The organism is Mesorhizobium sp. CNPSo 4684 (assembly GCF_057784315.1).
Genome location: NZ_JBWLUX010000002.1, coordinates 102,196 through 119,175, shown reverse-complemented (window position 1 = coordinate 119,175; position 16,980 = coordinate 102,196). Strand labels below are relative to the sequence as shown.

The following is a 16,980-nucleotide window of genomic DNA, read 5'->3' as shown; positions in this document are numbered from 1 at the left end:
GCAATTGCCCATTCTCGGGGGTGTCCATTTGCGTCCCCACTCGCTGGACCCGGAGGGTCGATTGATCCGCTTCTACGCTCAGGCTTCTCGTCGATATCAGAGCCCTGCAGTATTGTGCATGGCAACATGATCATTTTCCATGTGGGCTGAAATGTCCACCCTGTGGTTGCCCCGCCATCTGGCTAGTGCCAGCGATTTAAAGGATTCAGGATTCCTTTGAACGACGGCCCATGATTTTCATATTGGTCGAAGGAGACAGATATGGGCATTGCCACGCCGGCCGGACACAATGGACTGCAACACTGCGGCATCGAGCAGTGCGTTGACATATCCTCCCGCTGCAGCTCGATATCCACCGAGGAAACCTGCTCCGCGGTGGCCGACAGCGACGTTGTCAGGCTCAACGCCAGAGCGAATAGCACGCCTCGTGCCTGTTCGGGTTTTCCCGACCAGCGAAGCGTGGAATGAAGGACGTCATCTTGCGCGTTCGAGCAGGAGCCTTCGCCCCTGATCGGCCTCGTCGCAGCGGCTTCCGCCTCGGTAGCTCCGTTAGGTGAGCTACCGGACCCTTGCTTACTGTGGCATCTCAAGTCCCGGCCGCAATCCTGTGGCGACGACTGAGACCCTGAATTTTCCGGCAAGTGCCCGGTCGAATATGGCGCCGACGATGATGTCGGCGTCGGCGTCGACCTCCTCGCGGATACGGGTGGCGGCCTCGTCGACTTCGAACAGCGTCATGTCCATGCCGCCCGAGATCGAGACCAGGACGCCCTTGGCGCCGATCATCGAGGCTTCGTCGAGAAGCGGGTTTGCGATAGCCGCTTCGGCGGCCTTCTTGGCGCGGTCCTCGCCCGTGGCTTCCCCGGTACCCATCATCGCGCGGCCCATGTCGCGCATCACCGACTTCACATCGGCGAAGTCGAGATTGATCAGCCCCTCCTTGACGATGAGGTCGGTGATGCAGCCTACGCCGGAATAAAGGACGCGATCGGCCATGGCGAAGGCGTCCGCGAAAGTCGTCTTCGCGTCGGCGATCCTGAACAGGTTCTGGTTCGGAATAACGATCACGGTATCGGCGCATTCGCGAAGCCGCTCGATGCCCTCTTCGGCGGCTTGCATGCGGCGTTTTCCTTCGAAGGTGAATGGCTTGGTGACGACCGCCACCGTCAGGATACCGGCTGTCCGCGCAGCGTTCGCTATGACGGGCGCGGCACCGGTTCCAGTGCCGCCTCCCATGCCGGCGGTCACGAAGCACATATGGGTTCCCGCAAGGTGGTCCCTGATCTCGTCGATCGATTCCTCGGCGGCGGCACGGCCGACCGCGGGCAGGGATCCGGCGCCCAGGCCTTCCGTGACATGGGCTCCCAACTGGATCAGCCGCGATGCCTTCGACATGGTGAGAGCCTGGGCATCGGTGTTGGCGACGATGAATTCCGCCCCCTGCAGATTTTCCGCAATCATGTTGTTGACCGCGTTGCCGCCACCACCGCCGACGCCGACAACGGTTATCTTCGGCCGCATTTCAGAGATGATGGGCCTTGCCGCGGTGCTCATCGTCTTGTCTCCTTGGAATTGATCGACAAAAGATTCATCCCGGAACGCGCCGTTTGAACACGCCAGGTGCAAGAATCAGCTTTTACAGCCTTGGCGCAGGGAATCAGAGGGTGAACTTTGCGGCAAGACAAGATGTGGCGCTCGTACCATATACGCCTGCAACTCTTGAACGTGTCCCAGCTCAATCTTTTGGGATTGGCGAGCCCCGTAGCAATGCTGGTCGCGTGGTCGTGGTGTCTTTTGACAGCAACCAGCCAGTGCGCGCTCTTGCCACGCGTGGGCGCTCAAAGGCCGTCAGCATCGCACGATGCGGAACGGCCGCAGCCCCAGCACGAGCGCGCTGGGGCTGCGGCTAAAATGCGCCAATGCGGCGGCAACGCTTGATGCGGCCGCAGTTTCGCTCCACATCGTGAGGCATGAAGGACGAGACATTTGAGCGGCGTCGGACTTTGCTGTGGGCCTTGCCCGCATCGCTGATCCTGCACGCGCTCATCGCCGCGTTCCTTATTTACGGCCTGCCTACGTCTCCGGAACAGCCGCAGGAGGAGCAACCGGTTAACGTCGCGCTCGTACCTCCGCCCGATCCGCCAAAGCCGAAACCTGCTCCCACACCGCCTGCACCGAAACCCGAGGCGGAAAAGCCTCCCGAACAGAAGGTTGAAAAGCCGGCGCCTGAAAAGCTGCCGCCAATCGAGGTGCTGAAGCCCGTTTTCCAGTTCGGTGATAAGGATACCGGCCCCCGGAAATCCCTGGATGGAGGCAGCGCTAATGCCCCATCGCCCGCCAAGGATAACGAGCCAAAGCCGGCTGCCGCTCCAAAGGATGGAGAGAGCAAACCCGCTCCGGCGCCAGACGCCGGAGGGCCGGCAGAGTCAGCTAAGGTTGACGAGAAGCCGGAAGCAGACAAACAGGAGGCGGGGGCTCCATACGCGGACAAGCAGGCATCCGTGGCAGCAATGCCTTTGACCAACCCCGGTGACGACGGTGAGATCGAGCTTCCAGCGTCGGCTCAGGCGCCTCAAACCAGACCCGAAAATGTGCCGAAACCCCGCCCTTCCAAGGCTGCGAAGTCAGGACGCGGAAGCACCGGAGAGCCAAGCTCCACGGAGGTGGCCGCAGCCACATCACGGGCGTATTCGGGCCTTCCGGGCGTCCGCAAGCTCTTTTCACAAGGCGCTACCGGTGATGTGTTCGCAACGAACTCGATGGCCGACGTGCCTCGCGACCAGCGAGCGGCCAAACTTTGCGCCAGCGTTCTGGAGCAGGAGCTGAAGGACGCGTCCAATTTTCCCCAATTGATCCCAGTTATCCCGCTGAAAGTCGGCGATATTCTTGACGCCCCCGACACCGCATTCCGCACGGCAACGACATGGTACCATCTGAGCTTCCGGTGCGGAATCGACACCAATGCGACGCGGGTCACGTCCTTCGCCTTCCGTGTCGGTGCTGCTGCCACGCCCGAAGAAAGCGCCTTCCTTGAACGGGAAGCTCGTCGGCGACGCGGTCCCGGCTGAGACGGATCAGTAAGAGCGCATTTGCGCTTGGCGGGGGCCGCCGGCCAAGCCGGTCCCTTGCTTGCGAGGCCGCAATAGCCTCTTGAACGGCTCGGGTGCCGAATGCTGTCACGCCGGAGTGGGTAGTCGACCTACGCCGCGTGGTCCCACGTCAATCCGCCGGGCGATTGGCTTTGCGCCACTCCTCATACTCGCCGCGGGCATCGTCATGCAGCGGATAGTAGCGCTGCAGCGGCGCGCCCTGCATCAGCTTCATGCGCGAGAACTCCTCCCACTCGTGATGCTTCTGTGATTCTTCGATCACCTTTGCGGCCATTGCGAGCGGAAGCACCACCACCCCGTCGTCGTCGGCCACGATGATGTCGCCGGGGATCACCGTGACACCGCCACAGGCGATCGGCACGTTGACGGCATTGGGGTAGATGCTGGTCTGCACATGATAATTTGGTGTCCAGCCGCGCAGCCAAAGGGGGAGGTCGAGCTTCTCGACATTGGGCCGGTCGCGCATGCACCCGTCGATGACGATGCCCGCGCCACCTCTGCCCTTGAAATAAGTCGACATCATATCGCCGAAGACGCCGGAGCTCATGTCGCCGCGCGCGTCGACCACCACCACATCGCCCTCCTGAGCGTGATAGAGCACGTGCCGGTGCAATTGCGTTTCCGGGTCGGCGTATTCTCCCTCGCTGAAGAGGTCGGGCCGCTGTGGCAGGAATTGCAGCGTCAGCGCCGGCCCGACGATCGACTTGCCGTGGTTCTGCGCCACCGGACCGACCATGTGCGGATTGCGGAAGCCCATGTGGCCAAGCGTGCCGGCAACCGTCGCGGCGCCAATCTCCCTTAGCGCGTCGATCAGGTCTTTTGGCGGCCGCAGCGTGATATCGGGAGTATGCGTCATAATGGACTCCGGTTGGAATTGAACTACCAGTTCGTAACTGAACCATCGCGGCGCTTGAGGTGAGGCGCTTCCCAGAAGCGGAAGCTCTGCGCCTGGATCGCCGCCTCGTTGATCTCGACGCCCAGGCCCGGCAAATCGCTGACCGGGTAATCAGGGCCGTCCAGCCGTGGTTGGACGGGAAAGAACTCGGAATTGTCGAAGCCCAGCTTCCTTTCCGGCGCCCTGGTCTCGAGCCACGCGAAATTCGGCACCGCCGCGGCGAGATGGATGGTTGCGGCGGTGCAGACCGGGCCAAGCGGATTGTGCGGCATCAGGTCGACATAGTGCGCCTCGCTCCAGCCAGCGACCTTCATCGCCTCGGTGAGCCCGCCGACATTGCAAACATCGAGCCGGTTGAATTGGTGGATGCCGCGCTCGATGTAGGGCAGGAACTGCCATTTGCTGGCAAATTCCTCGCCGATGGCGAACGGGACGTCGGTCATCGTGCGCAGGGATTCGTAGGCCTCCGGTGTCTCGTCGCGTATCGGCTCCTCAAGAAAATCGAGCACGCCACGGCCGAGCTTGTTGCAGAAGCTCGCCGCCTCGGCCACCGACAGCCGATGATGATAGTCGATACCAAGGACCACCTCGTCGCCCAGCGCCTCGCGTGCCTTGTTTAGCATCCTCGCGGTAGCGCCAATCGACTCGCGCGGCTCGAAGATGTCCTTGCTGCTTTGCCCGATGGGGAAGAAGCGGATCGCCTGCCACCCCTGCGCGCACAGTTCCCGGGCTCGTTCGATGGCAACATCGCCCTCGGCCTCGTCTCCGGTCGAGGCGAAGGTGGGGATGCGGTCGCGCTGTTTGCCGCCGAGCAACTGGTAGACCGGCGCCCCCAGGGCCTTGCCCTTGATGTCGTGAAGGGCAATGTCGATGGCGGAAATCGCCGCCTGCAGAACGCGTCCGCCTTCGAAGTACTGGCTGCGATAGACCTCCTGCCAGATCCGACCAATCTGCATCGGGTCGCGGCCGATGAGGAATTCGCGATAGTGCTCGATCGCTCCGGCCACGGCCTTTTCGCGACCGCTCAAACCGCTCTCGCCCCAGCCATATATGCCCTGGTCGGTCTCGACCTTGACGAGCATCTGGTTTCGGGTTCCCACCCACACCGGATAAGGCTTGATCGCCGTGATCTTAAGTTTTGTGGTCATTCACACGCATTCCCCCACGCATTCCCGTGTCTCAATCGGCATGGAGGGCCATCTCCGTTTCGCCGTCGAACAGATGGATGCGTTCCTGATCGAACTCGAGCCAGATGTGCTCGTCGGGTGTGATGGCGATGTTGGGAACCACACTGATGTTGACGATCGCGCCGGAGAGGAACGCTTGCACGAAGGTGACGTCTCCGGTTGGCTCCACCGTATAGGCCTTGGCCGGAATGGCGCCTAGGGCGGCGCTCTTGTGCAGCTTGATCGTCGAATGTCGCGCGCCGAGCACGATCTTCCTGGTGGTTGCTGCCAGAACCTTGCGCGCGTTGAGTTGCGACAGCGGCAGGCTCCAGCCTTCCGCGCTGGTCAGAACGGTGCCGCCGTTTGCGGTCGATGCCTCCAGCGGGATAAGGCTCATCGCCGGGCTGCCGACGAAGCTCGCGACGAACATGTTGGCGGGATGGGCGAAAACTTGCGCCGGCGAATCGTATTGCTGCAGGAAGCCGCCGTTCATCACAGCCATCCTGTCGGCCATCGTCACGGCCTCGAGCTGGTCGTGCGTCACATAGACGATCGTGGCCTTGAGGTCCTGGTGGAACCGCTTGATTTCGGACCGCATCTGCACGCGCAGCTTTGCGTCGAGATTGGAGAGCGGTTCGTCCATCAGGAATACCGCGGGATCTCGAACGAGGGCGCGACCGAGGGCCACACGCTGCTGTTGCCCGCCCGAGAGTTCGCGTGGCTTGCGCTCAAGCAACTGCGTCATGTCGAGCACCTTCGCCGCTTCCCTGACCTTCTTGTCGATCTCATCCCTGGGCAGCTTGCGCATTTGCAGCGGGAAAGCGAGGTTCATATACACCGACTTTTGCGGATAGAGCGCGTAGTTCTGGAACACCATTGCGATGTCCCGGTCCTTGGGGTCGAGGTCGTTGACCACCCGGTCGCCGATGAAGATATCGCCCGACGTGATCGGGATCAGCCCGGCGATGAGATTGAGCGTCGTCGTCTTGCCGCAGCCTGAGGGGCCGACGAGCGCAACGAATTCGCCGTCATTGACCGTCAGCGAAACGTCGTTGACAGCTTTGAAGCCGCCATAGGTCTTGACGAGATCTTTGAGGACCACGTGGGCCATCGGCAACTCCCTAATGCTTGACCGCGCCTTCTGTCAGGGCGCGTACGAAGTATCGCTGCAGGACGAGGAACAGCACCACGACGGGCACGCTCATCATGAAGCTCGCCGCCATCAGGCCTGGAAAGTCCGTCGTGTTTTCCGAAAAGAAGCGCTGGATGCCGACCGGCAGGGTCAACTGCTCGTTCTTCGAAAGGAAGGTGTAGGCATAGATGTACTCGTTCCATGCGCCGATGAAGGAATAGATTGCGGTGGCGATGATGCCCGGCGTCGACAGAGGCATCACGATCAGGATGAAGGCCTGGAACCGCGTCGCCCCGTCGATGCGCGCCGCCTGCTCGAGCTGCACCGGAATGTTGTCGTAAAAACCCTTGAGCAGCCAGATCGCCAGCGGCAGGCCGAAGGTGAGATAGGTGAGAATGAGCGAGCCATGCGTGTTCACCAACCCGATCGCGCGCATCAGGATGAAGAGCGGCACCAGAAAGATCACCGCCGGGAACATGTTGCGCAGCAGCACGGCGAAGAACAGGAAGTTCCGGCCGGGGAAACGGAAGCGCGAAAACGCGTAGGCGGCGGGGACCGCCACGATCACCGAAAGGATCGTCGTGGCGGTCGACACGAAAAGGCTGTTCCAGAAGAAGCGAAGGAAATCCTGGCCGACGCTGTTTTGCGGATCGAGCAGCTTCTGGTAGCTGGCGAGGGTAGGTTCTTCCGGCCACCATTGCGGCGGGAACTGCATCGCCGCAAACCCGGACTTGATCGATGTGATCAGCATCCAGATCATCGGTAACGCGGTGTAGAGCAGCATGAACACGAGAAAGATGCGCCCGGCCCACCGCCATCCGTCGACGCGCACACGCCGCCGGGCCCGTCCTCGAGGGACTGTCGCCGCAATCGTGCTCATGCGCCCCCCTCCTTGCGCTCGTTACCGGCCAGCGCACGGACGTAGAAATAGCCCAGCACCATCAGCATCAGGAACAGAAGCACCGAATAGGCCGATGCGACGCCCCAGCGCTGCCGGCCGAAGGCGAGCTCATAAATGTGGGTGATCCAGATATGCGACGCGTTGGACGGCCCACCGCCGGTCATGATCCAGGGGATGATGAAGGAATTGAAATTGGCCACCGCCAGCAGCAGGATCGTCACCGTCGAGACGTTGCGCAAATGCGGGAACGTGACGTGCCAGAAACGTTGCCATGCGTTGGCCCCGTCGACTACCGCGGCGCGCAGCAACTGTTCGGGGACCGTCTGCAAGCCGGCCATCATCATGATCATGGCAAACGGAAACTCGCGCCAGATATTGACGACGATCAATGAGGGCAGCACCGTGCTGACGTTGTCGATGAAGTTCGGCGGCTGGTCGGCCAATCCGAGGCCGACCAGCACCGCGCCGATGATGCCGAAATCCGAATGGTAGATCCACTTCCAGATATAAGAGGCGGCAACCGCGCTGATGACCCAGGGAATGATCAGGATGGCGCGCAGGACACCACGGCCGACAAAGTCGCGGTGGAGCGCCAGCGCGGCGCCAAAGCCCAGGACAAAAGAAAAGAAAGTGGATGCGATTGTCCAGATCAGGGTGTTCCACGTGACTTTCCAGAACACCGGACTGGTGAGAATGGCCGTGTAGTTGTCGAAGCCGATGAAGGTCTTGTCGCGGAGCTGCAGGCCTGGCGGCGTCTTAAAAAACGACAGCTCGATCGTGTAGTAGATTGGGTAGGCGATGACGACGAGCATCACGGCGATGGCGGGAAGCACGTACGCATAGTCGGCGCGATGCTGCCAGACATTCCGCAGCACGCCGGACCGGCCGGGTTGCAATCTTCGGCCAGTCTCGGCCTTGCCGGTTACGATCGTCACTGTGGCGAGCCCTTGTTCCTCGGGACGACCGGCTGCACTTGCTATCGGCACAGCCGGTCAGATCGCATGTCAGGTTGAAGCAATTCCAGGAAAAGTGTGAAACGGCTTTCCGTCCGGAATTGCGTCAAAGCTGCTCTAGAGTCCGCCCATCAGATCCTTTACCTTCTGGGCCGCGTCGTCCGCCGCCTGGTCGACGGTCATCGCTCCGGTCAGGGCATTCTGCAGCATGTCCGGGACAATGATGTTCATGATCTCGGGGGACTGCGGCAGCGCCGGGAACGGGATGCCGTATGGCAACATCGAGGTCGTGACATCGAGGAACTTGATGCTGTCCAAACGTTCCTTCATCCATTTGGTCTTGAAGCCGTTGAGGTTGCCCGGGTTCGAGCCGGCATAGGCCATCTTCAGCGACCATTCCGGGCTCGTCCACATGCAGATGATGGCTTTTGCAGCCGGCTCGTCGACCTTGCCGCCCTCGACATATTCGGGCTTCAGGATGTGAATGTTCGAGCCGCCGAACACCACGGCGCGCTTGCCGTCCGGGCCGGTCGGAATGAGGCCGTAGCGCATGTTGTCGATGACGGTCTGCGCCTTGTCCTTGTCGGCACCCGTCGCCTTTTTCTGCAGGTCGAGCATCACGTTGTAATCGGACGGGTGCGAGATCATCATGCCGAGCTGGCCGGCGACGAACAGGGGCTGGTTGTCCGCCTGCTGGTTGGTGAGCGCCGAAACCGGAACCGACTTGTCGCGGACATACATGTCATAGGAAGCTTGCAGCGCCGCCTTGCTCTGCGGGCTGTTGAGCTCGACCTCCTTATAGGTCGGGTTGGCGGTGGCTTCGTCGAAGACGCCGCCGCCATAGGCCCACAGCTGCGGCATGAAGCGGTACGGCGTGTTGCCGGCGTTCTTGCGGGCCACGAGGCCGTAACCGGCAATGCCGAGCTTGTCGTGGATCTGCTTGGAATATTTGACGACGTCGTCCCATGTAGCGGGGGCCTTGTCCGGATCGAGACCCGCACGCTTGAAGATGTCGGCATTCCATATGAACGCCATCGTCTCGTTGTTGGTTGGAATGCCGTAGGTCACCCCGTCCCAGGTCACCGCCTTCATGGCGCCGGGCCAGAAATCCTCTGTCGAATAACCCACATCCTCGGGCTTGAGCGGCTGCAGATAGCCCTTTGAGGCGAACTCGGTACCACCCAGGATTTGCAGGCGGACCGCCATCGGCGCGGCATTGCCGAGGAGCGCCGTGCGGAATTTGTCGAGAAGGTCGTTATAGGTGAGGGCTTGTTCTTCCAGCTGGATGTTCGGATAGGTCTTCCGGAATGTCTCGAAGAAATCCTTGTAGTACTGGCGCAGGAGGTCGGGGTCGCCCTCGAACACGCCCTGATACCAGAAAGTCAGTCGCCCCTTGTAGTCGAGAGGGGTGACCTTGCCGCAATCGGCGGCCGTGTCGAAATCCTGGGTGCCCGCAATGGAGCGCACATATTCCGGCGACCACTTGCTCAAGTCGACCGGCGCCTCAGCCAGCGCCGATGCGGACATCAACGATACCATCAAAGCAGCGGAGACAGTGCCGCGCAGGACGGCACCGCCGAGTGAAATCCTCGTCATAGGGTATCCTCCAGGTTTCTCTCCCACGCCGCTCTGCGTCGAGGCGAGCGGTCCTGCTCGTCGGTGGCCGAACGTACCGTTCGATGTATCCCTTCGAGCGCTTCATACGTTTTCAGATCGTTGATTGTCTGTCAACGCGCCAAATCGTACATTGTTTATGGAAACCGTGCGTGATATCGATTAAAGCGTGTATTGATTTGGGGGCAGCCTTGGCCGAAGCAAGCGATTTCAAAGCAGAGCCACCCGAAGGGATCGACCCTATCGGGGCCTCCAGCGAGGGCGCTTCGCTTTATCAACTGATCAGGGAAGACATCATCGAGGGGCGGCTCGCTGCCAACGAACGGCTTGTGGTCACCGATCTCGCCCGGCGTCACGGTACCTCGACCAACCCCGTGCGCGAGGCTCTGCAGCTGCTGCGGGGCGAGGGCTTTGTCACCTTTGTTGCCAACCGTGGGGCGCGCGTCCGGCCTATAGACCAGGATTTTGTCCGGGATATCTACGAGATCGGAGTCCTGATCGAGCCAGCACTGACGCGATGGTTTGTGAATATGGCTACCGTCGAGGACATTGCCGAACTTGAACGTATCCAAGGCCTGATCGAAGAGAACAATTTTGCCGACACGTTCAGGCACAGCGAGCTGGATACCGCCTTTCACACCGTGATGTACCAGAGGCACTACAACCGCCATGCCGCCGAGCTTTGGTGGAAGCATCGTGAAGTGCTGCGGGCTGTGAGCCGGCGTTTCAATTTCACGCTCGCCCGGCGTGCCGCGATCCTTCGCGAGCACCGCGAGCTCATCGCGCATGTAAAAGCGGGAAATGCCGACGAGGCAGCCGAATTGATTGCGCGCCATGTTGAAGGCTCCGGCCGGCATGTCCTCGAACACATGCGCGCGCGCAGCGCCGCTCGGGCCGGATAGAACATCCGGTCCGGAACGCAGCTATCCCGATCCACTTCGCATAAGGCAGTTGAGATGAAAATCACGAGCGTTCGGCCGTGGCTGATCAAGTCCGGTGCTTCTTATTGGGGAGAGTTCCTGTTCGTCGAAGTGACGACCGACGAGGGGGTGAGCGGCTGGGGAGAGATCACCACCACCACAAGGCTCGCCAACCGCGCGCTCTGCACGATCCTGCGGCAGATCGGTGCCGCCGTGACAGGCGAGGACCCGGCGCGTATCGAGTATCTGTGGCACAAGATATTCCGCAGCTTCACCTATATGGGCAGCCGCGGCGCCGCCGTCGAATGTGTGAGCGCCATCGACATAGCTCTCTGGGACATCCGCGGCAAAGTCCTTGGCAAGCCGATCTACGAGTTGCTGGGCGGACCGGTACGCGATGAGGTCGCGCTCTATACCCATCCTGACCAACGCAAATTTACCAGCAAGGAGGCTGTGGTTCGCGAAATTCGAGACATCGTCGAGTCCGGACACACGGGGCTGAAGTTCGATCCTTTCCCGCATCAGGGCCGCACCGCCGATGGGCAATCGCGCGAGCAGCGGGACGGCTACCTCGATGGCAGCATGACCCGCAAGGACGAGCGCGAGGCCGCCGAACTCACGGCTTTGATCCGCGAAACAGCGGGGCCCGATGTCGACATTCTCATCGATGCGCATGGTCGCTTCGACGTTCCCACCGCCATTCGCCTCTGCCGGAGCCTCGAGGAAGCCGGCCAGATCGACTGGTTCGAGGAGCCCTGTCCACCCGAGAGCCTCAACGCCCTCAAACAGTTGCGTGAGAAGGTAAGCGCCGCGATCTCGTGGGGCGAGCGCGGCCATACGAAGTGGGATTTCGTGCCGGTGCTCGAGAACAAGCTCGCGGATTACATCATGCCGGACGTGACCTGGACCGGCGGCATTACCGAACTCAAGAAGATTTCCGCTCTGTGCGAAGCCTACTACATCCCGGTGTCGCCGCATGACGCCGCGGGACCGATCAACGTGGTTGCGGGAGCGCAGGTGATGATGACCGTTCCCAACTTCTACAAGCTCGAGACGTCGGAGTGGAACCTTGGCAAATACGATCACCTCATCGACAGACCCCTCGACGTGTCAAACGGCAACCTCAAGCTGACGTCGAAACCCGGTCTGGGTGTTGAGATGAACCGCGAGTACCTGCAGGCCCACGAGATTGAGCTGGGCTAGCAATGCTCTCGCCCGGCGCAGCGTGCGGGCCCGCCAAGCGTAGCCAACCAGAACGAGGATAGATCATGCCAAAGACGGACGCAGCCGGCGAGGCGCTCAATCGTGTAAACACGAACTCCAAACCGAGCGAGCTGCGCATCACCGACCTGCGCGTCGCCGAGATCGTCGGCGCGCCGTTCACCTCGGCGTTTGTCAAGATCTACACCAACCAGGGCATTGTCGGTCTGGGCGAGGTGCGCGACGGCGCCAGCGCGACCTATGCGCTGATGCTGAAGAGCCGGTTGCTGGGCGAGAACCCCTGTGACGTCGACAGGCTGTTCCGGCGCATCAAGCAATTTGGCGGCCATGGGCGGCAAGGTGGCGGTGTCTCGGCAATCGAGATCGCGCTGTGGGACCTCGCCGGCAAGGCCTATGGCGTGCCGATCTACCAGATGCTCGGCGGACGGTTCCGCGACAAGGTGCGGGTCTATTGCGACACCGACGCGGACAAGCCCAGCGGCACCGAAACCGGCAAGCGGCTCAAGGCGCGGATGGATCTCGGTTTCACCTTCCTCAAGATGGATCTCGGCCTGGCGCAGATAGCGCACATACCGGGCGCGGTGGTGGCGCCGGCCGGCGTGCTCGACGGTTTCCGCAGCCATGCCGCCCGTGGTCCGGCGCGCACGCTGGACGAGCGGCGGGCACGCAATGCCGCCTATGATGCGCAAAACGTGCCGCATCCCTTCACGGGCCTGCACTTCACCGAGAAGGGCATCGACCTGCTCGATCAGTATATCCATGAGGTCCGCGAGGTGATCGGCTGCGAGGTTCCGCTCGCCATCGACCATGTCGGCCACATCTCGCTGCAGGATGGCATTCGTCTCGCCCGGCGGATCGAGAAATACGCACCGGCCTGGCTCGAAGACGTGATCCCCTGGCAGTACACCGAGCAGTATCGGCAGTTGCAGCAGGCTACGTCGGTGCCGATCTGCACAGGCGAGGACATCTACCTCAGGCAAGCATTCGAGCCGCTGCTCAACGCGGGCATCTCGGTCATCCACCCGGACCTGCTGACGTCAGGCGGCATCCTCGAGACCAAGAAGATCGGCGACGCGGCGCAGGAGCATGGTATTGCCATGGCCATTCATATGGCGGAAAGCCCGATCGCCGCGATGGCCGCCGCACATGTCGCGGTGGCGACGGAAAACTTCATGGCGCTCGAATACCACAGCGTCGAGGTCGACTGGTGGGACGATATCGTCACCGGCCTGCCCAAGCCGCTGGTCAAGGACGGCTTCATCACCGTGCCGGACAAGCCTGGCCTCGGCATAGACGACGTCGTCGACGAAGTTATCAGCCAGCATTTGCAGCCCGGTGTCACGGGGATATGGCAATCCACCGAGCATTGGGACAATGAACATAGCTGGGACCGGACCTGGAGCTAGCCCAGCCCGCCGCCCTCATTCCCCCAGGCTCACAGGGGCCAACGACCGACCATTCGTGTCGACCTCTCCCAAGGGAGAGGCGAAGAAAGAAACGGACGAAACCATGATCTACGAACTGCGTATCTATGACTGCCTGCCGGGCAGGCTGCCGGCTTTGCTCAAGCGCTTTTCCGACCAAACGCTGGCCATCTGGGAGAAGCATGGCATCCGCCAAGCCGGGTTCTTCACCACGGTGGTTGGCGAAAGCAGCAATCGACTGACCTATTTCGTCGCCTGGGAATCCCTTGCCGAGCGCGACGTGAAATGGAAGGCCTTCACCACCGATCCGGCATGGCTCAAGGTCCGCGACGAGTCCGAGCGCGATGGCCCGATCCTGGCCAATATTTCCAGCCAGTTTCTCGCGCCAACCGCCTTCTCGTCGGTGAAATAGAGGACATCATGAAGATCACCGATCTCCGGTGCGCCGTCATCGGCAAGCATCCCATCGTCCGCATCGTCACTGACGAAGGCCTCTATGGCCTCGGCGAGGTCGAGTACACCAAGCCCTATCTCAAGCCTTGGGTGCTGCATTTCCGGGAGGCATTGATCGGCGAGGATCCGACGGATGTCGAACGCTGTATGCTGAAGATCCGCCAGCGGGGCTCGTTCAAGCCCTATGGCGCCGCCGTCAGCGCCATCGAGCATGCGCTTTGGGACATCGCCGGCAAGGCGGCAGGCGTTCCGGTCTACAAGCTGCTCGGCGGCAAGGTGCGCGACCAGGTGCGGGTCTATAACGGCTCCATCCGCAAGAAGCGCACCGGCGACAGGCCGGAGGATTACGCGGCCGACGTCAAATGGATGATGGAGCGGCCGGAAAACTTCTTCATGGTCAAGCAAGGCATCAGCTTCCACTCCAACATGAAGACCAGCGTGCCCGACTTCCATTACGGCGTGCGCCAGCCGCCGACCTATCACGGCGCGATGGACCAGGGGCAGATCAGCGAGCGTGGCATGGCGCACATGATCGAATGCGTCATCGCCATGAAGGAGGTGCTCGGTGACAAGGTCTCGCTGGCCCTGGATTGCGGTCCCGGCTGGTTCCTGCCCGACGCCATCCGCTTTGCGCAGGCCGTCGAGAAATACAATCTGATGTGGCTGGAGGACATGCTGACCGGCGACTACGTGCCATGGGTCAATCCGCAGGCCTACCGCGAACTCACGACATCGACGTCTACTCCCATCCACACCGGAGAACAGATCTACCTGCGGCATAATTTCAAGGAACTGATCGAAACGCAGGCGGTCCGCGTCATCGGCCCGGACCCTGCCGATATAGGCGGCATTGCCGAGCTCAAATGGGTGGCCGAGCATGCCTACATGCATTCGATCATGATGGCGCCGCACGGCACGGCAAACGGCCTGCTCGGCCTCGGCGCGCTGATCAATGTCTGCGCCACGCTGCCCGCCAACTACATCGCCTTCGAATATCCCAGCGCCTCCGACCCCTGGTGGGAGGATATCGTTGTTGGTCTGCCCAAGGGGCAGATCGTGAAGGATTCGATGGTCGACCTGCTCGAAGCGCCGGGATTGGGCCTCGACATCGATGCCGCGGGCGCCAAGAAGTATCTTGCGGAAGAGGACGCCGGTTTCTTCGACTAGCGCAAGGCAGCCGTCCGGATCAGCCGCCGACGGGTTCTAACCCATCAGGTCCGTTCACCCGCATAGACAGGGCATGCGAAAGCGTTCCCGCATCGGCTGAATCCCGGCCTCCCCGATAGCGGCATATCGCAAGGGTCGATGCGGCCTAGATTGTTGCCAGAACCGGATTTCTCGTCGAGAATCTAGCGGCAATGTTGCGTATTGGGGAAGAACGGATGGACCGTATCGAAGCCATGCGGGTGTTCGTGACGGCGCTGGACGAGGGCAGTCTGGCGGCCGCGGGGCGCAAGCTGCGGCGCTCGCCCGCCGCGGTCAGCCGGGCCATTGCCTTTCTCGAGCAGCATGTCGGCGCCGAGCTGCTGCATCGCACTACGCGGTCGATCAAGCTCAGCGAGGCGGGCGAGCGGTATGCCTCGGCCTGCCGGCGTGTCCTGATCGATCTCGAGGAAGCCGATATGTCCGTCGCCGGCGAGCGCGCCGCGCCACGCGGAACGCTGACGATCAGCGCACCACCGATCAGCGGCGAGGAGATTCTGCGCCCGGTCATCGACGCCTATCTCGACGCCTATCCGGCCGTGTCGGTCAATCTCATCCTGATCGACCGCCACGCCAATCTTGTCGAGGAGGGGATCGACGTTGCCCTTCGCGTCGCGCAGCTGCCGGACTCCTCCCTGGTTGCCGTGCGGGTCGGTGGTGACGTCAAGCGCGTGATCGTGGCGTCGCCGCGCTATCTCGCCGCGCATCCACGCATCGTCGAGCCCGCGGATCTGACCAGGCATCGCATCGTGACGACCACGCATTTTGGTCATGATGCGTGGATCTTTCCGCCGCCGCCGGGCGGCACGATCGCCCGCTCGGTCCACTTCAAGCCCCGGCTGGTGGTCAACAGCGTTCGCGCCGCGCTGGCGTCGGCCGTGAACGGCCATGGGATCACGCGCCTCTACACCTACCATGTGGCCGAGCGCGTCCAGGACGGCTCGCTGAAGATCGTGCTGCGTGATGCCGAACCCGCCGCCTTGCCCGTGCACCTGCTCACGCCCCAAGGCCGCACTTTGGCGCCAAAGGTCCGTGCCTTTGTGGATTTCGCGGTTCCCAGGCTGCGCGCCGAGTTTGCAAGACTGTCCGCGCAAGCCGACGCTCTGAAGGACTGACAGCGCTCATTCTTCCGCGTTTGGGAAGGATGCCTGCCGAGCAGCGGTTATTCAGTCGATTCCCGATCGGCCCGATATTCCTGTCCGACCACATCGATGGGTCGCCGGCGGCAATTGGCCTGCCGGACCTCTTTTTCAGGACAGGACAGATCATGAGCAACGAACAGAAAGTCGCGATCATTACCGGGGGCTCGCAAGGCATCGGCGGCGCCCTGGTGAAGGCCTATCGCGATCGCAATTTCAGGGTCGTCGCCACCTCGCGTTCGATCAAGCAAGGCAGCGACCAGGACATCCTCGCCATTGCCGGCGATGTCGGCGATCCCGCGACGGCGCAGCGTATCGTCAGGGAAGCGATGGCGCGTTTTGGACGGATCGATACGCTGGTGAACAATGCCGGCATTTTCATTGCCAAGCCGTTCACGGACTATACCGCCGAGGACTTCACATCCAAGATCTCGACAAATCTGGCCGGCTTCTTTCACGTCACCCAAGCGGTCGCCGCCCAGATGCTGAAGCAGGGCTCCGGTCACATCGTCAGCATCACCACCAGCCTGACCGATCACGCCATCGCCGGCGTGCCGACGGTGTTGGCAAACCTGACCAAGGGCGGCATCAATTCGGCGACCAAGGCGCTGGCTATCGAATACGCCGACAAGGGCATTCGGGTGAACGCCGTCTCGCCCGGTATCGTCAATACTTCGATGCACGCCTCTGAGAGCCATGAGTTCCTGGCGGCACTTCATCCGGTCAAGCGCATTGGTGAGCCGCGCGATGTCGTGGACGCCGTGCTCTACCTCGAAACCGCCGGCTTCGTGACAGGTGAGATCCTGCATGTCGATGGCGGCCAGAGCGCCGGTCACTAGGGGAGGTCTC

Annotated in this window: 15 protein-coding genes; 8 read left to right on the top strand and 7 right to left on the bottom strand. The window is 61.8% G+C overall.

The annotated features are described in order from the left end of the window. Positions 1–573: 573 nt before the first annotated feature. Positions 574–1,554, bottom strand: coding sequence for a cell division protein FtsZ (gene ftsZ, locus AC04SG_RS02060; protein WP_488549722.1), 981 nt, complete (start codon positions 1,552–1,554; stop codon positions 574–576). Positions 1,555–1,970: 416 nt separating this feature from the next. Here ftsZ and AC04SG_RS02055 point away from each other — a divergent pair, with 416 nt between their 5' ends. Next, complete coding sequence (locus AC04SG_RS02055; protein ID WP_488549721.1) at positions 1,971–3,068, top strand: DUF930 domain-containing protein; 1,098 nt, start codon at positions 1,971–1,973, stop codon at positions 3,066–3,068. 151 nt (positions 3,069–3,219) lie between these two features. On the opposite strand, the gene AC04SG_RS02050 is transcribed toward AC04SG_RS02055, so the two are convergent. The 6 genes from AC04SG_RS02050 to AC04SG_RS02025 all read right to left on the bottom strand — a co-directional run bounded on the left by AC04SG_RS02050 (position 3,220) and on the right by AC04SG_RS02025 (position 9,753). Next, positions 3,220–3,966 carry a ribonuclease activity regulator RraA gene (locus AC04SG_RS02050; protein ID WP_488549720.1) on the bottom strand — a complete coding sequence of 249 codons (747 nt, stop codon included), beginning with the start codon at positions 3,964–3,966 and terminating at the stop codon, positions 3,220–3,222. Between the two features lie 23 nt (positions 3,967–3,989). Continuing rightward, the gene (locus AC04SG_RS02045) at positions 3,990–5,153 is read right to left on the bottom strand and encodes a mandelate racemase/muconate lactonizing enzyme family protein (RefSeq protein ID WP_488549719.1); all 1,164 of its coding nucleotides are present in this window, start codon (positions 5,151–5,153) and stop codon (positions 3,990–3,992) included. Positions 5,154–5,184: 31 nt separating this feature from the next. Beyond that, positions 5,185–6,282, bottom strand: a complete 1,098-nt coding sequence (locus AC04SG_RS02040) for an ABC transporter ATP-binding protein (protein ID WP_488549718.1) — start codon at positions 6,280–6,282, stop codon at positions 5,185–5,187. Between the two features lie 10 nt (positions 6,283–6,292). Then, on the bottom strand, positions 6,293–7,183 hold the full coding sequence (locus tag AC04SG_RS02035) for a carbohydrate ABC transporter permease (RefSeq protein WP_488549717.1): 891 nt from the start codon (positions 7,181–7,183) through the stop codon (positions 6,293–6,295). Then, positions 7,180–8,139, bottom strand: a complete 960-nt coding sequence (locus AC04SG_RS02030; RefSeq protein ID WP_488549716.1) for a carbohydrate ABC transporter permease — start codon at positions 8,137–8,139, stop codon at positions 7,180–7,182. The genes AC04SG_RS02035 and AC04SG_RS02030 overlap by 4 nt, the downstream gene beginning before the upstream one ends. A gap of 135 nt (positions 8,140–8,274) precedes the next feature. Beyond that, positions 8,275–9,753 carry an ABC transporter substrate-binding protein gene (locus AC04SG_RS02025; protein WP_192259566.1) on the bottom strand — a complete coding sequence of 493 codons (1,479 nt, stop codon included), beginning with the start codon at positions 9,751–9,753 and terminating at the stop codon, positions 8,275–8,277. Between the two features lie 209 nt (positions 9,754–9,962). Here AC04SG_RS02025 and AC04SG_RS02020 point away from each other — a divergent pair, with 209 nt between their 5' ends. The 7 genes from AC04SG_RS02020 to AC04SG_RS01990 all read left to right on the top strand — a co-directional run bounded on the left by AC04SG_RS02020 (position 9,963) and on the right by AC04SG_RS01990 (position 16,970). Beyond that, complete coding sequence (locus AC04SG_RS02020) at positions 9,963–10,673, top strand: GntR family transcriptional regulator (protein WP_112562095.1); 711 nt, start codon at positions 9,963–9,965, stop codon at positions 10,671–10,673. Between the two features lie 54 nt (positions 10,674–10,727). Beyond that, positions 10,728–11,894 carry a mandelate racemase/muconate lactonizing enzyme family protein gene (locus AC04SG_RS02015; RefSeq protein ID WP_488549715.1) on the top strand — a complete coding sequence of 389 codons (1,167 nt, stop codon included), beginning with the start codon at positions 10,728–10,730 and terminating at the stop codon, positions 11,892–11,894. Positions 11,895–11,959: 65 nt separating this feature from the next. Beyond that, a complete protein-coding gene (locus AC04SG_RS02010) occupies positions 11,960–13,318 on the top strand; it encodes a mandelate racemase/muconate lactonizing enzyme family protein (protein WP_488549714.1) in 1,359 nt (452 codons plus the stop codon). A 103-nt stretch (positions 13,319–13,421) separates the two neighbouring features. Then, complete coding sequence (locus AC04SG_RS02005) at positions 13,422–13,748, top strand: NIPSNAP family protein (RefSeq protein ID WP_488549713.1); 327 nt, start codon at positions 13,422–13,424, stop codon at positions 13,746–13,748. A gap of 8 nt (positions 13,749–13,756) precedes the next feature. After that, positions 13,757–14,956, top strand: a complete 1,200-nt coding sequence (locus tag AC04SG_RS02000) for a mandelate racemase/muconate lactonizing enzyme family protein (protein WP_488549712.1) — start codon at positions 13,757–13,759, stop codon at positions 14,954–14,956. Positions 14,957–15,171: 215 nt separating this feature from the next. Then, positions 15,172–16,107, top strand: a complete 936-nt coding sequence (locus AC04SG_RS01995; RefSeq protein WP_488549711.1) for a LysR family transcriptional regulator — start codon at positions 15,172–15,174, stop codon at positions 16,105–16,107. Between the two features lie 152 nt (positions 16,108–16,259). After that, the gene (locus AC04SG_RS01990; protein WP_488549710.1) at positions 16,260–16,970 is read left to right on the top strand and encodes an SDR family NAD(P)-dependent oxidoreductase; all 711 of its coding nucleotides are present in this window, start codon (positions 16,260–16,262) and stop codon (positions 16,968–16,970) included. Positions 16,971–16,980: the final 10 nt, after the last annotated feature.